The sequence below is a fragment of the Pseudomonas sp. R3-41 genome (assembly GCF_054161485.1).
Genome location: NZ_CP096421.1, coordinates 2,621,846 through 2,638,668 on the forward strand (window position 1 = coordinate 2,621,846; position 16,823 = coordinate 2,638,668).

The window sequence follows — 16,823 nt, forward strand, 5'->3', positions numbered from 1 at the left end:
GCTTCTCAAGGGAGGTGCACGGTCTGGTCTGGGTGAGCGGTCACCGCGAAGATAACCGCGTTCGGCTCCAGCACCTTCAGTTGCCATGTGCCGAACTGCTCGCCGTTGTGCAGCAACTGGATATCATTGAGCGAGCGACTGTCAGGAGGTGCGACCGCCAGAAAGCGCTCGCCACCGCGGTACTCGACGCTCAACACTGAAAATGGCGGCAGGAGCGGGGCAGGCTTTGGCTGAGCGGTTTTTTTTCGGCTTGGCCGAGGAAGGCGTCGGGGGTGGTAGTAATGGCTGGGTCTTGAGGTCCAGGAGTTGCTGCTCGACGTGCTCAAGTCTTGCGCGCAGCGCGATCATGTCGGCCTCGGTGGCACGGTCTGCCAGACCGTCGCGTAGCTCCTGTATCTCTTGCGCCCATTGATCCAACATCGGATCGAGGGTATTGGCCTGTTGCTCACCGGTATCGACCATCTGCTTCAGGTCTTTCAGCGCGTACTGCAGCTTCTCCTGTGCGTCCAAGAGGGCGCTTGAATCACGTTGCAGGGTATCCAGGGTTTGTACGCGTTGGGCGTTCGCATTTTCCAGCTCGGTCATGCGTTGATACTGGTTATACAAACCACCACTTAGCCCGGAGACCGCCAGGCAAAGTGACCCGACAATGAGGGTTTGAAATGCCGAGGCTTTCATGGACGCGCCTCCCACTGATGGGACGAGGTTGGCGTGACCCGCACCGTGCCGCCATTTTTCTGCCGTTCGAAGCAGACCGAACGGCTAACCTTATCGACCGTGAGTTGCCAGGCGGGGCCAGCCAGTACTTGTAGCGCGTTGCGTAGTGAGATCGGGCCGAGCCGGTAATGGGCGGCGGGCAGAGGCCGGGTAAACAGTATTTTTACTGGTTCGGCAGCAGGGCAGAGCGAATAACCTGAGCGCTGCAGCACGTAGTGCATCGCTTCCTGTACCGAAGGATTCAGGTTGGGTGGAATGCTCACGTCAATGATTTGAGCGAGAAGATCACGTTGCTCTGCCGTGGGCTCGGTGCTGACCAGCGTATAGCGGCCATAGCGGAGCTCTGTCGGGTGACTCTCTTCGGCTGTACTCCTCGAAAGCTGGGCCCGATTGGAACCACCGGCATTTTCTGGACTAGTCGGCAATGGGGTGGGGATCTGCGCCGTGCAGGCGCTCAATAAACCCAGCAGGCAGACAGGCGTGAAAAAACGCTCCATGGAAAAAACCTCATGTCAGATTCAGTGCAGAACCTGACATGAGGTGATGGAGCGATTCAGTGAGTAAGTTGATTCAAGACGGGTCGTGTTTAAGTTGGACGCGTTGCTATTTCGTCATAAATGGCGAGCCCATCCAAGACGGCAGCGTCGGGGTCGAAAATCAACAACCTCACATCCGCCAATGCCGCCAGATACAGTACGTTGACCAAAGCCTCCGGCGTACCGGCGTCGAGCTGTTCTTGCCTCAACGACGAGTAAGGATTGCCCTCGATCTTAACCAAGTTATCGTCGGTCCAGGGCGTGCCGATCAGCTTACACCCGACGCCATTGCAGTCTGGTAGGGCAAAGGGTTCAAACAGCAGTCCGGTTGGCTTGGATTCAAAATTGCCAACCCGGCTTTGCAAGTGGCGCAGTGTTTCGTCAGTGAGGTGTGCGGTACTGATCTCCCAGGCTCGACTGTAGTGTCCTGTGTCGAAGCTCAAACGATGGACCATGGCTTGGGCTTCTTCCAAGGAGTAAAGGTCACCGACATGATGTCGTTCGTTGAGCATTTCGCCAGTCACGGCATAGATCACTTGCCGCACCAGCCCGATGGACTGGAAGTGTTCATCCAATTCATCCGGAATGGCCTGCCCCTCGCTGATCAGAGCGAAGTCGTCGTTGAACAGGCAGGCGAACAGTTCCAGCGCATCATCGAGTAGATGAGCTTGTGAGTCGTGTATGGAGCGAAAGCAGGGAGGGCAGTCGTTTGCGTAGGTGATCAGTAGCAGCCGTTCGATAGATAGATTGTCATAGCCGCGGACGAATGGGTTTGAGACCCCCAGCATGTCTGGGGTTTGGGTAGTGGAGTTCATGAGTATTCTCCAGGATGAAAATGAACAAGGCGCCCGAAGGCGCCTGTAAGGGTTAAAGCCAACCGTATTCGGCAAGAGAAAGTGGGCGACCTTCACCCACGATGAAGTGATCCAGTACGTGAACCTCGATCAACGCCAAGGCCTCCTTCAACCGTGCGGTCAAGACGCGATCTGCCTGGCTGGGTTCCGTACATCCCGAGGGATGGTTATGAACAAAAATGGCGGCTGCTGCGTTATGTGCGAGGGAGCGCTTGACGACCTGGCGGGGGATAAACACTGGCGCCATCGATGCTGCCGTGAAAGAGGATCTCGAACGCCAGAACGCGATGGCGGGCATCGAGAAAAATCACACCGAAAACTTCATGCTCTTGTTGCGCAAGATGAAGTTTCAGATATGAGGCCACGGCGTCAGGTGACGTCAGGTTCGGGCCGCGGGTGAATAGCCGGCGATCCAGAATGTGCAGCGCTTCGTCGATCAGCTGGTTTTCCTGGGCGATACGATCAGCCTCGACATCCGAGGTTTCAATCAGGGTGAGTGGGGTGCTCATGGCGTACCTCCGAAGGGAACAATCCGGGGGGTACACACCCGAGGGGAGTGGTGTCCCCGAGGTGGATATAAAATGACGGGCGTTGCGCGATGACGCGCTGTTTACAACCGAGTGAATCGGTGGCGTTGTCCGTGCAGGTGTGAATCGCAACCGGCGCAGGGCAATGGGGAGAAGGTTCTTATGCCTCGGCCAGTTTCGGGGTCGAAGTCGGCACTGATGGGCATTAGCCGAACCAGCCCGCGATGGAGACCGGCGATGCGTTTCTCGATTTCATCCGCCGTGTAGTAGAGCGATAACGTGCTGTAGTCCTCGTAAGCCGCAGCGAACAGGCAATCGTCGCAAAGCCAGAAGGATTCCATGTGGGTTCTCCTGTGCGGATTGAAGAAAGGCGCTCGATTGAGCGCCTTGATGTAAACATCGTGAATTGTTCAGGCGGACTGAACAGTACGTGTGGCGACACGGCGGGCCGTGCGGGGAGTGGGTGCAGATTCAGGTTCTGTCCCGGATTCTGTTGGGTTGTCGGTATCCTCAGCTTCGGCATCAGCCGACGTTGGGGATGGCTCACTGTTTGGCGCTGGCTCAGCAGGTGCTGTTGCCTCCTGCCTGGCAGGCGCTTTGTACTCGAATACGCCGTTGACCTTGATCCAGTCTATGAAGAGCAAACGACCTTTCAGGCTGGCGCCCGGTTGGCCTTGTTTAGCGCCTTTCTCATAGAGAAATGGGTCAATCCACAGGTCGCCGATACGGAATGACAGCAAGACCTTTTTCTCGGCATTGACGGCATCCATATAGAGGCGGATCAAGCGCTCAGCTTCGCCCCCAGCGACTTTGCAGTCGAAGCGGGTGTACTCGACTGCATCAGTGGCGCCGTGCAGAGCCGCGATATCGCAGGCCATGAACGGCTGGCCGCGGCGGACTTGTACTTCACGAACACGGTTGAGGTAGCCGATACCGACGGTGTGCAGATTGAAGTAAGTAGTTGCTTCTTGAGATTGGTTGGCGTGGGCCATGGTGGTTCTCCTGTTTCAAGGGAAAACGGCGACGCACAGCCCCTGACGGGGAAGTGAGTCCCCGTCAGGGTGGGTTAGGTGAAGGCGAACGATGAACGACTCGTCACCGGCAAGCCGATGACCATCAGATCGATGCGCCTGGAGAATAGGGGGGCAGCAGAGGAGAAATCCGCAGCATATCTGCGGACCTAGGGTAGTGGGCATTCATCACCGCTGAAGCGGTAATCGTGCGAGCCTCCGAATGCTGATCGCACTTGGGTAAACCACCACAACCGTGGCGTAGCCTTGAAGGTTCAGGCTACCTGGGCTGGGCTGTCAACGACAGCGAACCACGGCCTTTGTATAAGCCTGTCACAGGGGAGCGTCAAGACGCCGTAAGCTGATTTTTTATAGCCGGAATACAGTGGAAATTATTGGACTGAAAAAAATGAAGAGCGGGCCTGACGGGGTGCCAGGCGAGGAATAGAAAAGCCACCTTAGGCGGTCTGACGCAGTCGACAAGCTCCTCGCAAAACTTGATTTAACTGCGCCATGATTCGCCAACCGACCCTTATCGTGGCCTGGGTCGGAATACGCTGGCACGCATCCGCGCACAAAGGGTGCCCAGTATTTCCCCGGCGGGCTCCGGGACTGAATGCGATCGCGGTAGCGGATGACCGCTGCTGCCTGGTCGAGGCAACAGTGGTCATCCGCCACATTGATCCGGTCGAGCACAAAGCGGGAATGAAATTCCGCAGAAGAGAAGGCTCCGAACTCAGGGAGTCCGACCGAGCTACCCGGAGCGAATCGGTCTTGGGTCGCCGTAAGCGATGATCCTGAGGCACTACAGCAGAGGGAGTGGGACGACGTCAAGCCAGTGGGTGAAGAGGTTATTTGCTACTGAGATGAGCGGCCAGCTGTTCGACGGTCGTCAGGATAAAGGCACGGTCGCTTTCGTGAAGGCCGCTCAGCAGGCCTGCGATCATCTGGCCCTGGTCGTTGGGGCGACTGCTCGACTCCGTCAGCAGTTCATCCATCCGGCAGTCGAAGATGTCCGCCAGTTGCATCAGCTTGACCACGGAAAGCTCCACCACACCCCGCTCAAGGCGCGAAATGGCTTCGCTCCCGATTCCCAGGCGTTCTGCCACCTCTTCCTGGGTCAGATTACGCTGGGTGCGGTGTTTCGCGATCATGCGTCCGATTTGGGCTTGGGTTGGATGTTTATGTGCCAAGTGATGAGTTCTCCAATTCAACCCGAATGGTTGAGCAAAGACCCATTGACATGAACATCCTTAACGGTTGAGTATCGACTTAAAGGGTTGTTATATTGACTGAAATAGCTGTTTGTCGCGACGTGACACCTATTCCTCCAGGAATCAGAGGCCGAAGTGACCAGTGAGACTGAGCGGTCTGATAGGACCAAATGGAGGCAAGTTTGAGCATGGATGAGCAGCGAGAGCACGACATGGACCTGATCTGGGATCGAACACTGGAGCTGTTCATCAAGATCCATGACTGCCCTGATAACCCCGAACACCGCGACAGCCTTGTTCACTGGCTTAACGAAGATCCTGCTCACCTGAAAGCGTTCAACGAGCTGGGGCAGATATGGATAGCGACAGGCATCGCCTTGGCCCGTGAAATCGGACGACCGCTAAGCGACTTGGAGAAGGAGCAGGAGCAGGTGCCGTTGATGATGCACTGACCCGTACATCAACCCCAAGAACCATGTGAACATCCATGGTGCCTTATGGACGACGTATACCTTTGCTGATCGGCAAAGTGCCTTTGCAGTCCGGGTACTGGGAGCATGACCAGAACGGCGCTGATTTTCCCTTACGCCTGAGCATTGAGGCATTGCAATTGGGGCATGCCGGCCCGGCTTCGACCGGTACCGACAAAGTGAGCGCTCCGCAGTTTGCAATCAGTTGCGTAATCCAGTGCGCCTGCTTGGCAACGAATGCATCCAAGGTCAGACGTCCCGCTTCGATTTCATCCAGCGCTTGCTCCCAGATCGCTGTCATACCCGGATCCGCGACTGCAGCGGGCACCGCCTCGATCAGGGTATGGGCCGCTGCGGAGGCCATCAAAGCTCGTTTTTTCTTCAACAAATAACCGCGATCAATCAAGCCCTTGATGATGCCGGCTCGCGTGGCTTCGGTACCGATACCGGTGGTGTCCCGAAGTTTCTGTTTCAGGCGTGGGTCGTTGACCAGCTTGGCCACGTTCTTCATCGCCTTGATCAGATCGCCCTCGGTGAGCGGTTTGGGAGCAGTGGTGCGCATGGACTTGAGTTCGACGTCGTCCACTGCGCACTGTGTACCCTGTTGTAGGACGGGCAATACTTGGGATTTTTGACTGGGTTCATCGTCTTCGGCGTTGTCGGAGAGTAAGCCTTTCCAGCCTTGAACCAGGATCTGTTTGCCAACAGCGGTTAACCGTTCTTCGCCGCACTCCAGTTCGACCTCGGTTCGATCAAACTCGTGATGCGGCAGAAATTGCGCGAGGTAGTGGCTACGAATCAGTTCGTAGACTTGGCGCTCTTGTTCGGACATCCGCGTGAGATTCGCTGGCTCGGTGGTGGGGATGATGGCGTGGTGCGCGGTGATTTTGGCATCGTTCCATGCTCGTGAGCGCAATGATCGATCGATGCTTCCGAGCGCTGGGCGTAACGCGGGATCCATTCTGAGCAGGGCATCGAATACCGCAGCGACCTCGTTGAACATGCTCTCTGGCAAATAGCGGCAATCGCTGCGCGGATAGCTGGTGGCTTTGTGGGTTTCATACAAGGCTTGGGCGATGTTCAGGGTTTCCTGAGCGCCAAGTCCCAACTTGCGTGAACAGACTTCTTGCAGTGTGCTCAGGTCGAAAGGCAGGGGTGGCGCTTCGCGTAAATGCTCAGTCTGCAGCGAGACTACGGTGGCGGTCTTGCTTCTAGAAATAGCTTGGACGGTCTGACTGGCAAGCGCCTGCTGCAGGCAGCGACCGGCTTCGTCACGTCCTGAGCTTGGCGGTATCCACGATGCGATGAAGGGTTGCCCCATTGAGGACAGGTGCACATCCAGCACCCAGTACGGCACAGAGACGAAGCTGGCAATCGCGCGGTCTCGTTCAACCACCAAGCGCAAAGTGGGCGTTTGGACGCGTCCAACCGACAGCACGCCGTCATAGCCCGCCCGCCGTCCTAGGAGGGTAAACAAACGACTGAGGTTCATACCAATCAGCCAATCGGCGCGGCTGCGGGCGAGGGCTGAGTAATAGAGCGGGAAGGTCTCCTGACTAGACTTCAGCGAGGACAGTGCTTTGCGAATCGACGCCTCGTTGAGTGCGGATAACCAGAGGCGCTCAACAGAACCACGATAGTTGCAGAGCTCTAGTAACTCGCGGGCAATCATTTCACCTTCGCGATCGGCGTCAGTGGCGATGACGACGGTGGTAGCTTCGCTGAGCAGCTGTTTGATGATTTTGAACTGCGCGACAGTCTTGGGTTTGACCTCAACCCTCCACTGCTCGGGAATGATCGGTAGATGATCCAACGACCAGGTTTTGTACTGATCGCCATAGGCTTCAGGTGGGGCCGTTTCCAGCAGGTGACCGATACACCAGGTAACGGTTGTCTCGCGTCCGATCAAGCAACCATCGCCACGTCGGCTGGCTCCGAGAACCTTGGCGATGTCACGACCTTGGGAGGGTTTCTCGCAGAGAAAGAGACGCATAGAACTGCTCCGGGTTGAGTTCGGAGCAGCGTTGTTGGAAACAGCAGTGGCGAGCTATGAGAAACCTGAATGGCAGGTTCCTCATATTAGTCGGTGAGGGCAGTCTTGATTGGGAGTGAGGCTACTACCTTGGAGTCACGTGGACGACAGTGCTTCACGAGCAGCGAGTAATGACAGGCCAGGCACTTCGCGCAAAGGCGCAATTTTTATGCCTCAAGTTAGTCATGCCGATGGTGGCTGCCCTCTGCGCTTTTTGGACTTCGACGCAGCCGAGCTGGCCTGGTCTGTAGCCTGCCCGACGTGAGCCGCAGACGAGGTTGATTCGCTGGAGCGATCCCGCATGACCACGTTCTGCACGCGATGAGGCAGGATGCCGACACGACGCGCCTCGATCTTGAAGGTCACCCGCGCATTGTCTTCGCTGTCCTCCCACTCGTCGCGCACGGTGCGGCCTTCGACTAACACGCGCATACCTTTCTGGTACAGCGTGCTCCAGTGTTCAGCGTCGCGGTGCCAGAGCTCGACCGGCGCCCAATAGCCGCCTCGATCCTCAAAGCTGCCATCGCGTGGCACGGGGTTGTCGAAGTACACATTCAGCCGCAGCAAACGCCGTGGCTCGTCATTGCCTGACGGGAACTCCTGGAACTCTGGCGCACTACCGATGTTGCCTTCGCCGACGAAAAAAGTACTCATCGTGATATCTCCGCTGCTGGTGTGAACTGGCGCAGCAGCCGTTCGGCACTGGCCATTTTGATCGCGCAGGTCGATGCCTGGCGGTAGAGCGAATGCACCACGCTCATCTGCAAGTTCAGTGCAATGCGCTCGCATTCGAAACGGTGCAATCCCTCGCGTACGGCTTGGGGCAACGCCTTGTTGGAGACTTGGCGTTCCCAGACCGCAACGCCCATACGGGCGAAATCGCGGGTGCGCCATCGCAAAAAGGTGCTGCCCGCACTGGTGTTCTGCAGCACCAATCGAATATCCAGCAGCGAGTAACGCGGCTGTCCGGCTTGCTGCACCACAGCCTTCATCAGGTGACATAACTGCGCCTCGATTTCCCTCGCCACCTGCGCCAGGTGCTCCAACTCCCCCTTACCCTTAAAAGGTTTTAAAAGGCCTTTTAGGGAGGCAGCGTGTTCGAGCTGTCGATAGGCATCCGGTGTTAGTGTTTCGAGGGGCATTGGTTGAGTCGGGATTAGGGGCTTCATACTTCGTCCTCCGGCTCATCGACTGTCGCAGATGGCTCTACTGCTTCGTCTGCTAACGCGTCAGCGCCATCCACTGCCACAGCACCATGACGAATGATGGGTGGCGCGAACTGGGAGCGGCGATGTCCCTCAAGGATGTCCATAGGGGGGAGTCCAAACTTCTCCATGGCCGCCAGAGCACGAGCGTTGTTCGCCGCCATGTCGTCACGGGTGACGCCTGCATGCCGATAGCGCTGCGCCTGACCGAACAGGCTGCGCAGCAGGTGGGCGCCGTCGTCGATCCAGGCTTCCATGTCTCGGCGACCGATCAAGGCGGTGTGATGGGCCAACAGGGTATGCCGCACCAGCGTGTCGTAGTCAGTCAGCAGGTAGACGGCGAGGAAGCCCAGTTGGCTGCCGATGTACAACGGCAAGGTGACGGGATGGATATTGAGGTTGTCGCTCATGTCGATCTGCGTCGGCAGTTCTTGTCTGATCCGGTCCAACTGCTGGGTCAGTTCCAGCATCCCAGCCTTGGCCTGCATCAATTTTTCTTCGAGCTGCACGATCGCCCAGTCGGCATAAGGGTCGTCCTGCGCTGCGGCCTGTTTGATCAGGTTAGTGACGCTGATGTAGCCCGCCATGCCCATGATCGAGTGGACGCCTTCGCGTGCGGTTCGACCTTGCCAGATACGGGCGGCGTGGTGGGTGTGCAGTGTCAGGGTGATGCTGCTGCGCAATGAGCCCAGGTTGAGCTGATAGTGATCGGCCACGGTGTCGTCCTCGCATAGGCTTGGACGGGAACGTTGCGACAGATGAAGATCAAGGACAGCCGAAAAGCTGAATGAGGTGTGTTCGGTTTGGTTCGAGACGGTTGATTTTCGACACGCTCGACAGTGATGCCAGTGGCATCAAATCTACTGACGTCCAGGGCGTTTGCCACGCAGCTGGCGCAGTTCATCCAGGCACGCCTGGGCGAGGGCAGAGGCGGGTTCGCCCTTTTTCCTAAGTTGGCGCGGGGGAGCGGGTGGCGGCTCTGTCATGGGTAACGATTCAGCCTGACCTGCCCAAGGGCGGAAATCGCCTTTCAGCGCCCGCTGGATCAGGCCCATCAGATACGCCGCGGGTTTGCGGACGCTGCCTGCCGCACACCGCGCGCCCGCTTCGTTGAGCACCGCCTGCCGATCTGCTGGTTTCAGCTTGTTCAGCGTCACGGTGACGGCCTGCCGCTCGCTTGAACTCAGGTACAGCGGATCAGGCCAGTGCAGGTCATCCACCGCCGGGGTCGCGCGCGGTACCGTACAAATACTTTCTTTTAATACAGTACAGGCGGCATTCGGATTCCGAACGCTGCCGGAAACATGGGCGTTCAGACCCGGTTCGGAATCCGAACGAGGTCCCGCACGATTCCGAACGCGGTGATCGCCACCCAGTTCGGAATCGTGTAACGCTTCATCGGGCGCCTTATCCAATCCTTGTTGTGTCCAATGGTCGCTCCAACTGTCGAGCCGGGTGGGGAGTCGACCCAAATCGATATCGGTGTCTTGGCGGATTTCCTCCAAAACATGCTGAGCGACAATTCGCACCGCCTTGGTTGCATGATCGAGGGCGTGTCCGGCGAGCTCCAGGTAATCCTGGTCCAGCTCCATGGCTTCGGCGGGGGTTAACGGTTCATCATGCAGGACGTACAGAGAACCTTGTAGGCGCCCGCTGAGCTGATCGCGGCCACGACTTACCAAACTGAGCCAGCGAGTCAGCCTGAGCATCGTCAAGACGCGAGCGATGGTTTCACGGGAGGCTGATGCACCGTAGGGCACGCTCGACAAGTAAGGCTGCAGATCTTCATAGCGCGGCGTGACCACGCCCTGACCTTGCAGCATGAGTCGAAATACTTGCCAGGCATTCCGTTCCAATGGCGTCAGGCGACTGTCCAGCAGCAGCCGACGCGGCACCACTTCATGGGATTGACCACTGAACAAAAAGCCCGCCGGCAGGGCCTGATTGGAAGGAGGTTCAGTGGTGGGGCGTCGGGGCCAGTGTTCACTTAGTTGTTGGGTGCATTGCTGCAGGACACGTTGCCAGCGACCGGACGGGACAGTGTTCATGTTCCGTTGCTGTAATGGTCGATCTGCTGCCAAACGATGGTCAAGCTGATCTGTTGCTCCTCCGCCAGCATCATCATGGCGTCGAGCTGATCCTCAGCACCGTCCTGATCGCGTAGTTGGCACCAACGCTGCCAGAGTGCATGTTCCTGCGCCTCGCTCAAGTTCTGAGGACGGCCCTTACGGGTTTCTATCTTGAGCAGACGTCGACGCAGGGCGGTTTCCGAATGCGCCAAGCCGAAGCACTGATACATGATGGTACTGCTGGCACCGAGCTTGAGCGCTCGGTTGATCAGCCGCTCGTTCTGTTCGTCGCGTTCGGCCTGGTCGATCAACCGATGCAGCACCGGCGAATCAATCTTGACCTCAACCCAGGGGACGGTGGCATGGGCCAGGCGTGACAGTGTGGTGGGCGGTAAGGATTGCAACAGGTAGATCTCGTCTTCACCCAGTCCGAGGGCCTTGCAGCGTTGCAAGTTACCCAGGCGCAACTCGTGAAGGATCTGGGTCAGCATGGCCTGGTTGAGCACATTGAAGGATAGGTTCATGGCAACTCCTTCGGTGTATCAGCTTCATGAGTAAGCGTTAGGTCGATCAAGCGACGGGCCAGACGGACCAGGCGATACAGTTTGATTAACAGATCGTCGGGCAGTCGCTCCAATCCTACGTCCATGGTCGGACGATTTATCAGTGGGAGGTGGTAGACCCCCAGCAGCAACTGGCCGAACAGTGCTGAGGGCAGTTGCTTGCGATCCTCCCAGCTGACGTCGTCTTGAGCGCGCAATAAGGCCAGAAGCATCAGGTGAACGCCGGCCGCACGAGGCGCAGCAAGATCAAGTTGCTCTATGCTCAGGGCGAAGCCCAAGCCATGCGTCTGATCGATGATGCTCTCGGGATGTCCGGCATAGGCCGCCATTTCCCGAGCCAGACCGGCAATGGCTAAACGCAGTTGTTCGGGGGTATCCAGTGTTGGCGCAATGATCCAGATGTCGTCGATCGGGCAGGTTTCAACAGTCTGTGCTGGTTCGGTGGCAGTGGCGCGATCAATCTGTTCGCGGATCTGCTGGACACGTGACGGACGGCTGACGGCTGATCCCACGTTCGTTACGGGCAGTGCGAGCTGTTCCTCTCGCTCTGTTTCGGTCTGCGTCCTGGTTTCAGCTGATTTGGAATGCGACTCGGAGGGAGGGGGCTCGGCCGCGGGTTCATTGATGCTCGGCAGAGGGTTGTTCTCTGGGAGCATGATGTCAAAGCCGGGCGTCCGGATGACCCGCTGGGTATCGCCCAGCTCCAAGGCCAACATGCGGTAGGACTGTCCGAGTAAGCGGCTCATGCGTTCGAGCAGTTCATCCTGGATTTGCTCAAGGTCGAAGGACTCTGGGTTGGCATCAAATTGCCCTAAGGTGTCGAGCCAAAACTCGGAAAAAGCGATGGCGTCGGTTGGATAACGATTCCAGGTTCGTTCAGCCTGGCTACGCAGACCAATCAGGCGTTCAATTTTTGGTTTTCCCAGCCCGGCATATAGTGTTTGTGGAATGGCGGGCAGTAAATATTCAAGGGTGTCCAGCATCCGGCTGATGTGCGACTGTGAAATGGGGTAGCCCCCAGCGGCAAGACGTCGTGCCAGCTCTCGTTGCGAAAGTGCCGCTCCATCTGGTTCGAACATGGTTTTGAGTTTGGCTACTGCCAGAGCACGCTCAATGAAGGTGAGTTGGCCGTGCAGATCGCTTTCAGCCAGATGGCCGAGTAGGGCAGTGATTTCACTGCTCCAGGGTCGGAACAGGCAATGAATACGGAAGAAGCGTTCATCGCGGGTTTCCTGCCACAACTCGCCGAGAATTGCCAAGCGCGTATTACCGCCGTTGCGGATGATGAAATAGGTTTCTCCCGGGCGGCGGGTAATCGGCGGTGGTTGATCCAGCCCGCGTTCACGAATCGAGGCTTTTATGTCGTCATACAGCGGGTTGCGGATGAAGCGTGGGTTGTGTTCGTAGGGCCGCAACTGCTCCAGCGTGACTAGCATCGGGGTGCCGATGACTGGATCGGACAGTCGCTCCAGTTCTGGACCCCGAGGAAAATGGTCCTGGTGCAGTTTGTCGGTGATCTCCTCCGGACTGAGCTTTTTCATTTGAACAGCCTCAGTTAGCGCCGGTTGCGCAAATGGTCACCGACCTTGAACTTAACAATCTCGGCTGTACCCGAACCTTCGAAATACCGAGACAGTTCCGCGAGAAACCCACCCATGGCCGAGCGCCCACCCTGCAGGCGAAAGACCACGGTGCAGTACTCCTCGCTTGGTGGGTGATCTTGTCGAATGGCTGGCTGAACGATGATGGGAAACTGAGCCAACATCAAAGACTCCTGGCCAAACGCTGTTGGCCTCAAGGTTGAACAAACAAAATGATTCGGCGAGAAACACTGTCGTCGGAATTCGCCTTATCGAACCTCTGCGTATCTGCTCACTCTAGAAATCGCTTCGCGCCATTCCGGAAATAATTCGATGGCCAGCGCTTGCATAGTTTCCAGCGCTGATTGCGAACGTCGTTCACGTGGCTGGCGAGTCTCGATTCGATGGGCGGGTAGACCAAGGGAGGCGGCGTTGAGATAAGCCACTCGGTCTGGAACTACCGTGTCTAGAACTGAGATGTTGGGAGCCCCAGCGAAGGCCTCATGCAGGCCACGGATGATCATCCGCGTGTCTACTCGGATGCTATTTACCTGGTTCAGCAGCAGTCTCAAAGGTGGTGGTGGAATGCCCAGGTGTCGGAACGGTTCGAGTTCGCTGAGCAGCTTCAAGGTGCCGCGGCGCAGTTCGCGGGCGGCGAGCATTTCCGGCGTTATGGGAGAAAGAGCGAGATCGGACGCCAGGACGGCCATCTCCAGCAGCACGCTACGTGCGCCTTGGGTGTCGATCAACAGAAGGTCATAACTGGAGCGGAAATGGTCGAGCAAATTGCGCAGCCGCAATCGCCCGTCAGGGGCGTGCAGCAGCAAAGTGCTCAGTCGGCCTTGATCGTCGTTGGAGAGGATCAGATCGAGACCGACGACCTCCGTCGTGGAAATTATTTGCGCAGGATCTGTATGGTTGAGCGCAATGAGTTCGTACGCACCGGCGATGGCCTCGTGGTTCAAGGCGTAATAGCTGGAGAGGGTGGGTTGGCTATCCAGATCAAGCAGCAGGACGCGTAGGCCAGCATCCGCCAGCAGACCGCCGAGATTGGCAGCCACTGTGGTTTTGCCTACTCCACCTTTTGTGGACACCACTGATACCACACGCATGACATCAGGCCTGCTGCGCCAAACGCTCAGTGATCCATTGTTCGATCTCCAGCGAGTCCCAGCCGACGGCGCGCAGTCCAATACGTTTGGCATGAGGGAATTTACCTTCCTTCATCAAGTTGTAGATGTGCGCACGCTTGAAGCCGGTTTTCCGCTCCACTTCGTCACGCCGCATGATGTGACGTTCGGCCGGTGGTTGAGGGCTGTCAGCGAGCGAGACGGATGAATTGGACATGTTGGTCACTCCTGGCGCCGCTTGGCGCGTGGTGGGAAGTGATCCGAATTGAATAGCAGAAAAGAAGTGGGGTCATTGCACTGCAATCAAGGGCATCGCAGTGCAATGATTTGGTTCAGGTGGTTTTTTTGAGAGCGCGATTGGCTGCCGCGAACTTTTTATCCAGCGTTCGTTTGCTGAGGCCGGGAGTGTCATTGTGGCGCGCGGTTAAAGCATCGACGATTGCGGCTTGGCTCTTGAACACGGAAAGAGGTTTACCTGCGGGCGACACGTCCAAGACAGTGTTGACCAAGGCACCGATGATCTGTAGGTAGGTGTGTTCACTACGATCGCTGAGCTGTTCCTGCGTTTTTACCAACGCTTTCAGGCTTTCCTGCTCAAGTCCGAGTGCCTGAAGGTCAGCTTCGACATCTTGGAGCTGACGTTGCAGAGCATCGCGCTCTTGCAGGAGAGCATCCCGCTCGGCCTGGAGTGCAAAGTAGACACCCAGGCTGATTTTGTCTCGAGGGTCGCCGTTCGACTCGAACAAAAATTTGGGCCGCTGATCGGGGTGGTAGATCTGCATCCAAAGACGTAAGTCGGAGTGTCTAACGGTCAACAGAGTGAGCTCTACGGGGGTGCCCATGGGGACCGAAATACCGAAGGAGCCATACGGTAATTCGCCATTGCGGACGGCGTCATAAATTTTGTCAGTATTGGCCTGTAGGCACGGCCATTGAGGAAACAGGCTCCAGAGCTTTTCCGGGCAAGACCAAGCCGCTTTCACGATCTGCGCTTCGTAACGAATGAGGTTGCACCAACGCAATGCTGCGTCGATGGGCCGATAGAAGGTTTTAGCCTGCGGGTTAAAGTTGTTTGAAGACATGTGCGAATGGACCTCCATTCCTTATGGATCAGCCTCCCGCGAAACATATCTACATCAGCCTGGCTGATGGCAGCAGCTGTTTATTTGGATTCGTTACTCGGTGAGGTCACTCAACTGCATACCGATTGTTCAATGTTGTTTACCTTGGTAAAGCTAGCTAATTTGCTTCGGCCACTTGCTATGATCTTTGCCAGGCGGTTATATCCCGAACCTTTATCTGTCGGCGCTCTGGTCGGTACCAACCTGATGGTCCTCTGAGGTTGAGGCTGACCAGGTGCCGAAGACTCTGATGCTATTCAGGAGGAGGGCCGGCCAATGGCTAGGTGACTAATCGTATTTACGTCAGCGTTTTGAGTGGCATGCGCCGGACCGGTATTTTCGATCCACCCACCTCCTAAGGCTTTGTAGAGGTTCGCCTCGCTGGTCAGCTGTGATAACCGATCGCGGATCAGTGATTGCTGTGCATTGAATAGCGAGCGTTGGGCATCCAGGAATGTCAGGTTGCTGTCTATCCCGACGCGGTAGCGGTATTCCGCTAGATCTCGGTATTGCTGGTTGGAGTGAACATAATCGCGTTGGGCCTGAAGCTGTTCAATGTAGGTCTTGCGCGAAGCCAATCCGTCTGACACCTCCTGAAAAGCGGTTTGAATCGATTTTTCATATTTGGCTATATTGATGTCTTTTTGGATTTTCGAGTAATCGAGGCTGGCTCGCAGGTTGCCAGCGTTGAAAATTGGCAAGCTGATACTCGGGCTGAATAGCCAGCTACCAGAGCCGCCTTTGAAAAGCCCCGAGAGTTCGGCACTCGAGGTGCCCGCATTGGCCGTCAGAGAAATGCTTGGGAAAAAGGCTGCGCGGGATGCACCGATATCGGCATTTGATGCCTTGAGCGTGTGTTCCGCTTCAAGAATATCCGGACGTCGCGTCAATAGATCAGACGGCAAGCCTGCCGGTACCTTGGCGATTAAGTCTCCATCAAGTGGCTTGCCTGACGGAAGGTTATCGGGCAAGTGAGTGCCTAGCAGCAAAACCAAGCTATTTTTATCTTGCGCAACTTGGCGTTGATAGGTGGCGAGGCTGACTCGAGCACTCTCTACTAGGCTGCGCGCCTGGGCCAGGTCCAGCGCCGATGACGCGCCTACATCACGGCTGCGCTGGGTCAGGTCCCGGCTTTGTGCATACGCTGCTACGGTGTCTTCAGTCAGCTTGAGCAATGCCTCATCGGCTTGCCAGGTGAAGTACGCATTGGCGACGCTGGCGACTAGGCTGATCTGTGTCGAACGCCGCGCATCTTCACTGGATAGGTAGGTCTCTAGGGCTTTTTGATTGAGGCTGCGCACTCGACCAAACAGGTCCAGTTCATAGGAGCTGATGCCCAGCTTGGCAGAGTATTGGCTGGATATATCGGAGCGTCCGGTCTGCGAGAGGTCCGCGGGTGTGCGCTGCCGCGTCAGACCTGTATCCGCCGATACGGACGGAAATAGCGAACTGCGTTGAATCTGATACTGGGCTTGATAGGCCTCAATATTCAACGCAGCTACTTTGAGATCGCGATTGTGTTCGAGCGAGGTCTGAATCAATTGCTGTAAGGTTGGATCCTTGAAGATCTGTCGCCACCCTTGTTCCGCGGCTACTACGTCAGCGTCCTTGGAGGCATATGCTTGGCCTTGAGGATATCGGGCATCTACCGGTGGAATGGGGCGTTCATAATCAGGGTTCAGCGAGCAGCCGCCCAGGATAGATGCAGCAACTGCCAGGCACAGTAGGGACTTCTTCATCACCCATCCTCCGAATAGTTTAATCATTCTTCTGTTTATTGAACCCAAGTGCGATG

18 protein-coding genes and 2 pseudogenes are annotated in these 16,823 nt (G+C 56.8%); 1 reads left to right on the forward strand and 19 read right to left on the reverse strand.

Annotation, left to right across the window (positions count from 1 at the left end; all coding sequences use genetic code 11):
- Nucleotides 1-5: 5 nt before the first annotated feature.
- The 7 genes and pseudogenes from M1D99_RS11880 to M1D99_RS11910 form a co-directional block, all read right to left on the reverse strand.
- Nucleotides 6-678 (reverse strand): annotated as a pseudogene (locus M1D99_RS11880) (chemotaxis protein).
- Nucleotides 675-1,214: a PFGI-1 class ICE element type IV pilus protein PilL2 gene (gene pilL2 / locus M1D99_RS11885; RefSeq protein WP_458131862.1), complete on the reverse strand. Its 540-nt coding sequence runs from the start codon at nt 1,212-1,214 to the stop codon at nt 675-677. Before pilL2 ends, M1D99_RS11880 begins: the two are co-directional and overlap by 4 nt.
- An 89-nt stretch (nt 1,215-1,303) precedes the next feature.
- On the reverse strand, nt 1,304-2,068 hold the full coding sequence (locus M1D99_RS11890; RefSeq protein ID WP_458131863.1) for a DUF5983 family protein: 765 nt from the start codon (nt 2,066-2,068) through the stop codon (nt 1,304-1,306).
- 52 nt (nt 2,069-2,120) lie between these two features.
- Nucleotides 2,121-2,616: pseudogene (gene radC / locus M1D99_RS11895) on the reverse strand (RadC family protein).
- Between the two features lie 101 nt (nt 2,617-2,717).
- Nucleotides 2,718-2,975: a hypothetical protein gene (locus M1D99_RS11900; RefSeq protein ID WP_458131864.1), complete on the reverse strand. Its 258-nt coding sequence runs from the start codon at nt 2,973-2,975 to the stop codon at nt 2,718-2,720.
- A 69-nt stretch (nt 2,976-3,044) separates the two neighbouring features.
- Nucleotides 3,045-3,626, reverse strand: a complete 582-nt coding sequence (locus M1D99_RS11905) for an STY4534 family ICE replication protein (RefSeq protein ID WP_458131865.1) — start codon at nt 3,624-3,626, stop codon at nt 3,045-3,047.
- Nucleotides 3,627-4,495: 869 nt separating this feature from the next.
- Nucleotides 4,496-4,837 (reverse strand): helix-turn-helix domain-containing protein, encoded by a 342-nt coding sequence (locus tag M1D99_RS11910; protein WP_458131866.1) that lies wholly within the window; start codon nt 4,835-4,837, stop codon nt 4,496-4,498.
- 209 nt (nt 4,838-5,046) lie between these two features.
- On the opposite strand from M1D99_RS11910, the gene M1D99_RS11915 reads away from it, so the two are divergent.
- A complete protein-coding gene (locus M1D99_RS11915) occupies nt 5,047-5,310 on the forward strand; it encodes a hypothetical protein (protein ID WP_458131867.1) in 264 nt (87 codons plus the stop codon).
- 43 nt (nt 5,311-5,353) lie between these two features.
- Here the strand turns inward: M1D99_RS11915 and M1D99_RS11920 are convergent, their stop codons facing one another.
- The 12 genes from M1D99_RS11920 to M1D99_RS11975 all read right to left on the reverse strand — a co-directional run bounded on the left by M1D99_RS11920 (nt 5,354) and on the right by M1D99_RS11975 (nt 16,767).
- The gene (locus M1D99_RS11920) at nt 5,354-7,321 is read right to left on the reverse strand and encodes a DNA topoisomerase III (protein ID WP_458131868.1); all 1,968 of its coding nucleotides are present in this window, start codon (nt 7,319-7,321) and stop codon (nt 5,354-5,356) included.
- Between the two features lie 222 nt (nt 7,322-7,543).
- On the reverse strand, nt 7,544-8,014 hold the full coding sequence (locus tag M1D99_RS11925) for a single-stranded DNA-binding protein (RefSeq protein WP_458131869.1): 471 nt from the start codon (nt 8,012-8,014) through the stop codon (nt 7,544-7,546).
- The gene (locus M1D99_RS11930; protein ID WP_458131870.1) at nt 8,011-8,529 is read right to left on the reverse strand and encodes a DUF3158 family protein; all 519 of its coding nucleotides are present in this window, start codon (nt 8,527-8,529) and stop codon (nt 8,011-8,013) included. Before M1D99_RS11930 ends, M1D99_RS11925 begins: the two co-directional genes overlap by 4 nt.
- Nucleotides 8,526-9,281 (reverse strand): PFL_4669 family integrating conjugative element protein, encoded by a 756-nt coding sequence (locus M1D99_RS11935; RefSeq protein WP_458131871.1) that lies wholly within the window; start codon nt 9,279-9,281, stop codon nt 8,526-8,528. Before M1D99_RS11935 ends, M1D99_RS11930 begins: the two co-directional genes overlap by 4 nt.
- 144 nt (nt 9,282-9,425) lie before the next feature.
- Nucleotides 9,426-10,613, reverse strand: a complete 1,188-nt coding sequence (locus tag M1D99_RS11940; protein ID WP_458131872.1) for an STY4528 family pathogenicity island replication protein — start codon at nt 10,611-10,613, stop codon at nt 9,426-9,428.
- Complete coding sequence (locus M1D99_RS11945) at nt 10,610-11,158, reverse strand: DUF2857 domain-containing protein (RefSeq protein WP_039011304.1); 549 nt, start codon at nt 11,156-11,158, stop codon at nt 10,610-10,612. Before M1D99_RS11945 ends, M1D99_RS11940 begins: the two co-directional genes overlap by 4 nt.
- A complete protein-coding gene (locus M1D99_RS11950; protein ID WP_458131873.1) occupies nt 11,155-12,738 on the reverse strand; it encodes a ParB family protein in 1,584 nt (527 codons plus the stop codon). Before M1D99_RS11950 ends, M1D99_RS11945 begins: the two co-directional genes overlap by 4 nt.
- Nucleotides 12,739-12,752: 14 nt before the next feature.
- Nucleotides 12,753-12,962, reverse strand: coding sequence for a hypothetical protein (locus M1D99_RS11955; RefSeq protein ID WP_025214459.1), 210 nt, complete (start codon nt 12,960-12,962; stop codon nt 12,753-12,755).
- Between the two features lie 84 nt (nt 12,963-13,046).
- On the reverse strand, nt 13,047-13,889 hold the full coding sequence (locus M1D99_RS11960) for a ParA family protein (RefSeq protein ID WP_458131874.1): 843 nt from the start codon (nt 13,887-13,889) through the stop codon (nt 13,047-13,049).
- Between the two features lie 4 nt (nt 13,890-13,893).
- The gene (locus M1D99_RS11965) at nt 13,894-14,124 is read right to left on the reverse strand and encodes an AlpA family transcriptional regulator (protein ID WP_253547706.1); all 231 of its coding nucleotides are present in this window, start codon (nt 14,122-14,124) and stop codon (nt 13,894-13,896) included.
- Between the two features lie 115 nt (nt 14,125-14,239).
- On the reverse strand, nt 14,240-14,989 hold the full coding sequence (locus M1D99_RS11970) for a hypothetical protein (protein WP_458131875.1): 750 nt from the start codon (nt 14,987-14,989) through the stop codon (nt 14,240-14,242).
- A 296-nt stretch (nt 14,990-15,285) separates the two neighbouring features.
- Nucleotides 15,286-16,767: an AdeC/AdeK/OprM family multidrug efflux complex outer membrane factor gene (locus tag M1D99_RS11975; protein WP_458131876.1), complete on the reverse strand. Its 1,482-nt coding sequence runs from the start codon at nt 16,765-16,767 to the stop codon at nt 15,286-15,288.
- Nucleotides 16,768-16,823: the final 56 nt, after the last annotated feature.

Bases quoted from the DNA above. Each gene is read 5' to 3' on its own strand.
- M1D99_RS11925 (WP_458131869.1), bottom strand. From the start codon at position 8,014: ATGAGTACTTTTTTCGTCGGCGAAGGCAACATCGGTAGTGCGCCAGAG.
- pilL2 (WP_458131862.1), bottom strand. From the start codon at position 1,214: ATGGAGCGTTTTTTCACGCCTGTCTGCCTGCTGGGTTTATTGAGCGCC.
- M1D99_RS11975 (WP_458131876.1), bottom strand. From the start codon at position 16,767: ATGAAGAAGTCCCTACTGTGCCTGGCAGTTGCTGCATCTATCCTGGGC.
- M1D99_RS11940 (WP_458131872.1), bottom strand. From the start codon at position 10,613: ATGAACACTGTCCCGTCCGGTCGCTGGCAACGTGTCCTGCAGCAATGC.
- M1D99_RS11930 (WP_458131870.1), bottom strand. From the start codon at position 8,529: ATGAAGCCCCTAATCCCGACTCAACCAATGCCCCTCGAAACACTAACA.
- M1D99_RS11945 (WP_039011304.1), bottom strand. From the start codon at position 11,158: ATGAACCTATCCTTCAATGTGCTCAACCAGGCCATGCTGACCCAGATC.
- M1D99_RS11890 (WP_458131863.1), bottom strand. From the start codon at position 2,068: ATGAACTCCACTACCCAAACCCCAGACATGCTGGGGGTCTCAAACCCA.
- M1D99_RS11965 (WP_253547706.1), bottom strand. From the start codon at position 14,124: ATGTCCAATTCATCCGTCTCGCTCGCTGACAGCCCTCAACCACCGGCC.
- M1D99_RS11920 (WP_458131868.1), bottom strand. From the start codon at position 7,321: ATGCGTCTCTTTCTCTGCGAGAAACCCTCCCAAGGTCGTGACATCGCC.
- M1D99_RS11955 (WP_025214459.1), bottom strand. From the start codon at position 12,962: ATGTTGGCTCAGTTTCCCATCATCGTTCAGCCAGCCATTCGACAAGAT.
- M1D99_RS11915 (WP_458131867.1), top strand. From the start codon at position 5,047: ATGGATGAGCAGCGAGAGCACGACATGGACCTGATCTGGGATCGAACA.
- M1D99_RS11905 (WP_458131865.1), bottom strand. From the start codon at position 3,626: ATGGCCCACGCCAACCAATCTCAAGAAGCAACTACTTACTTCAATCTG.
- M1D99_RS11970 (WP_458131875.1), bottom strand. From the start codon at position 14,989: ATGTCTTCAAACAACTTTAACCCGCAGGCTAAAACCTTCTATCGGCCC.
- M1D99_RS11950 (WP_458131873.1), bottom strand. From the start codon at position 12,738: ATGAAAAAGCTCAGTCCGGAGGAGATCACCGACAAACTGCACCAGGAC.
- M1D99_RS11960 (WP_458131874.1), bottom strand. From the start codon at position 13,889: ATGCGTGTGGTATCAGTGGTGTCCACAAAAGGTGGAGTAGGCAAAACC.
- M1D99_RS11900 (WP_458131864.1), bottom strand. From the start codon at position 2,975: ATGGAATCCTTCTGGCTTTGCGACGATTGCCTGTTCGCTGCGGCTTAC.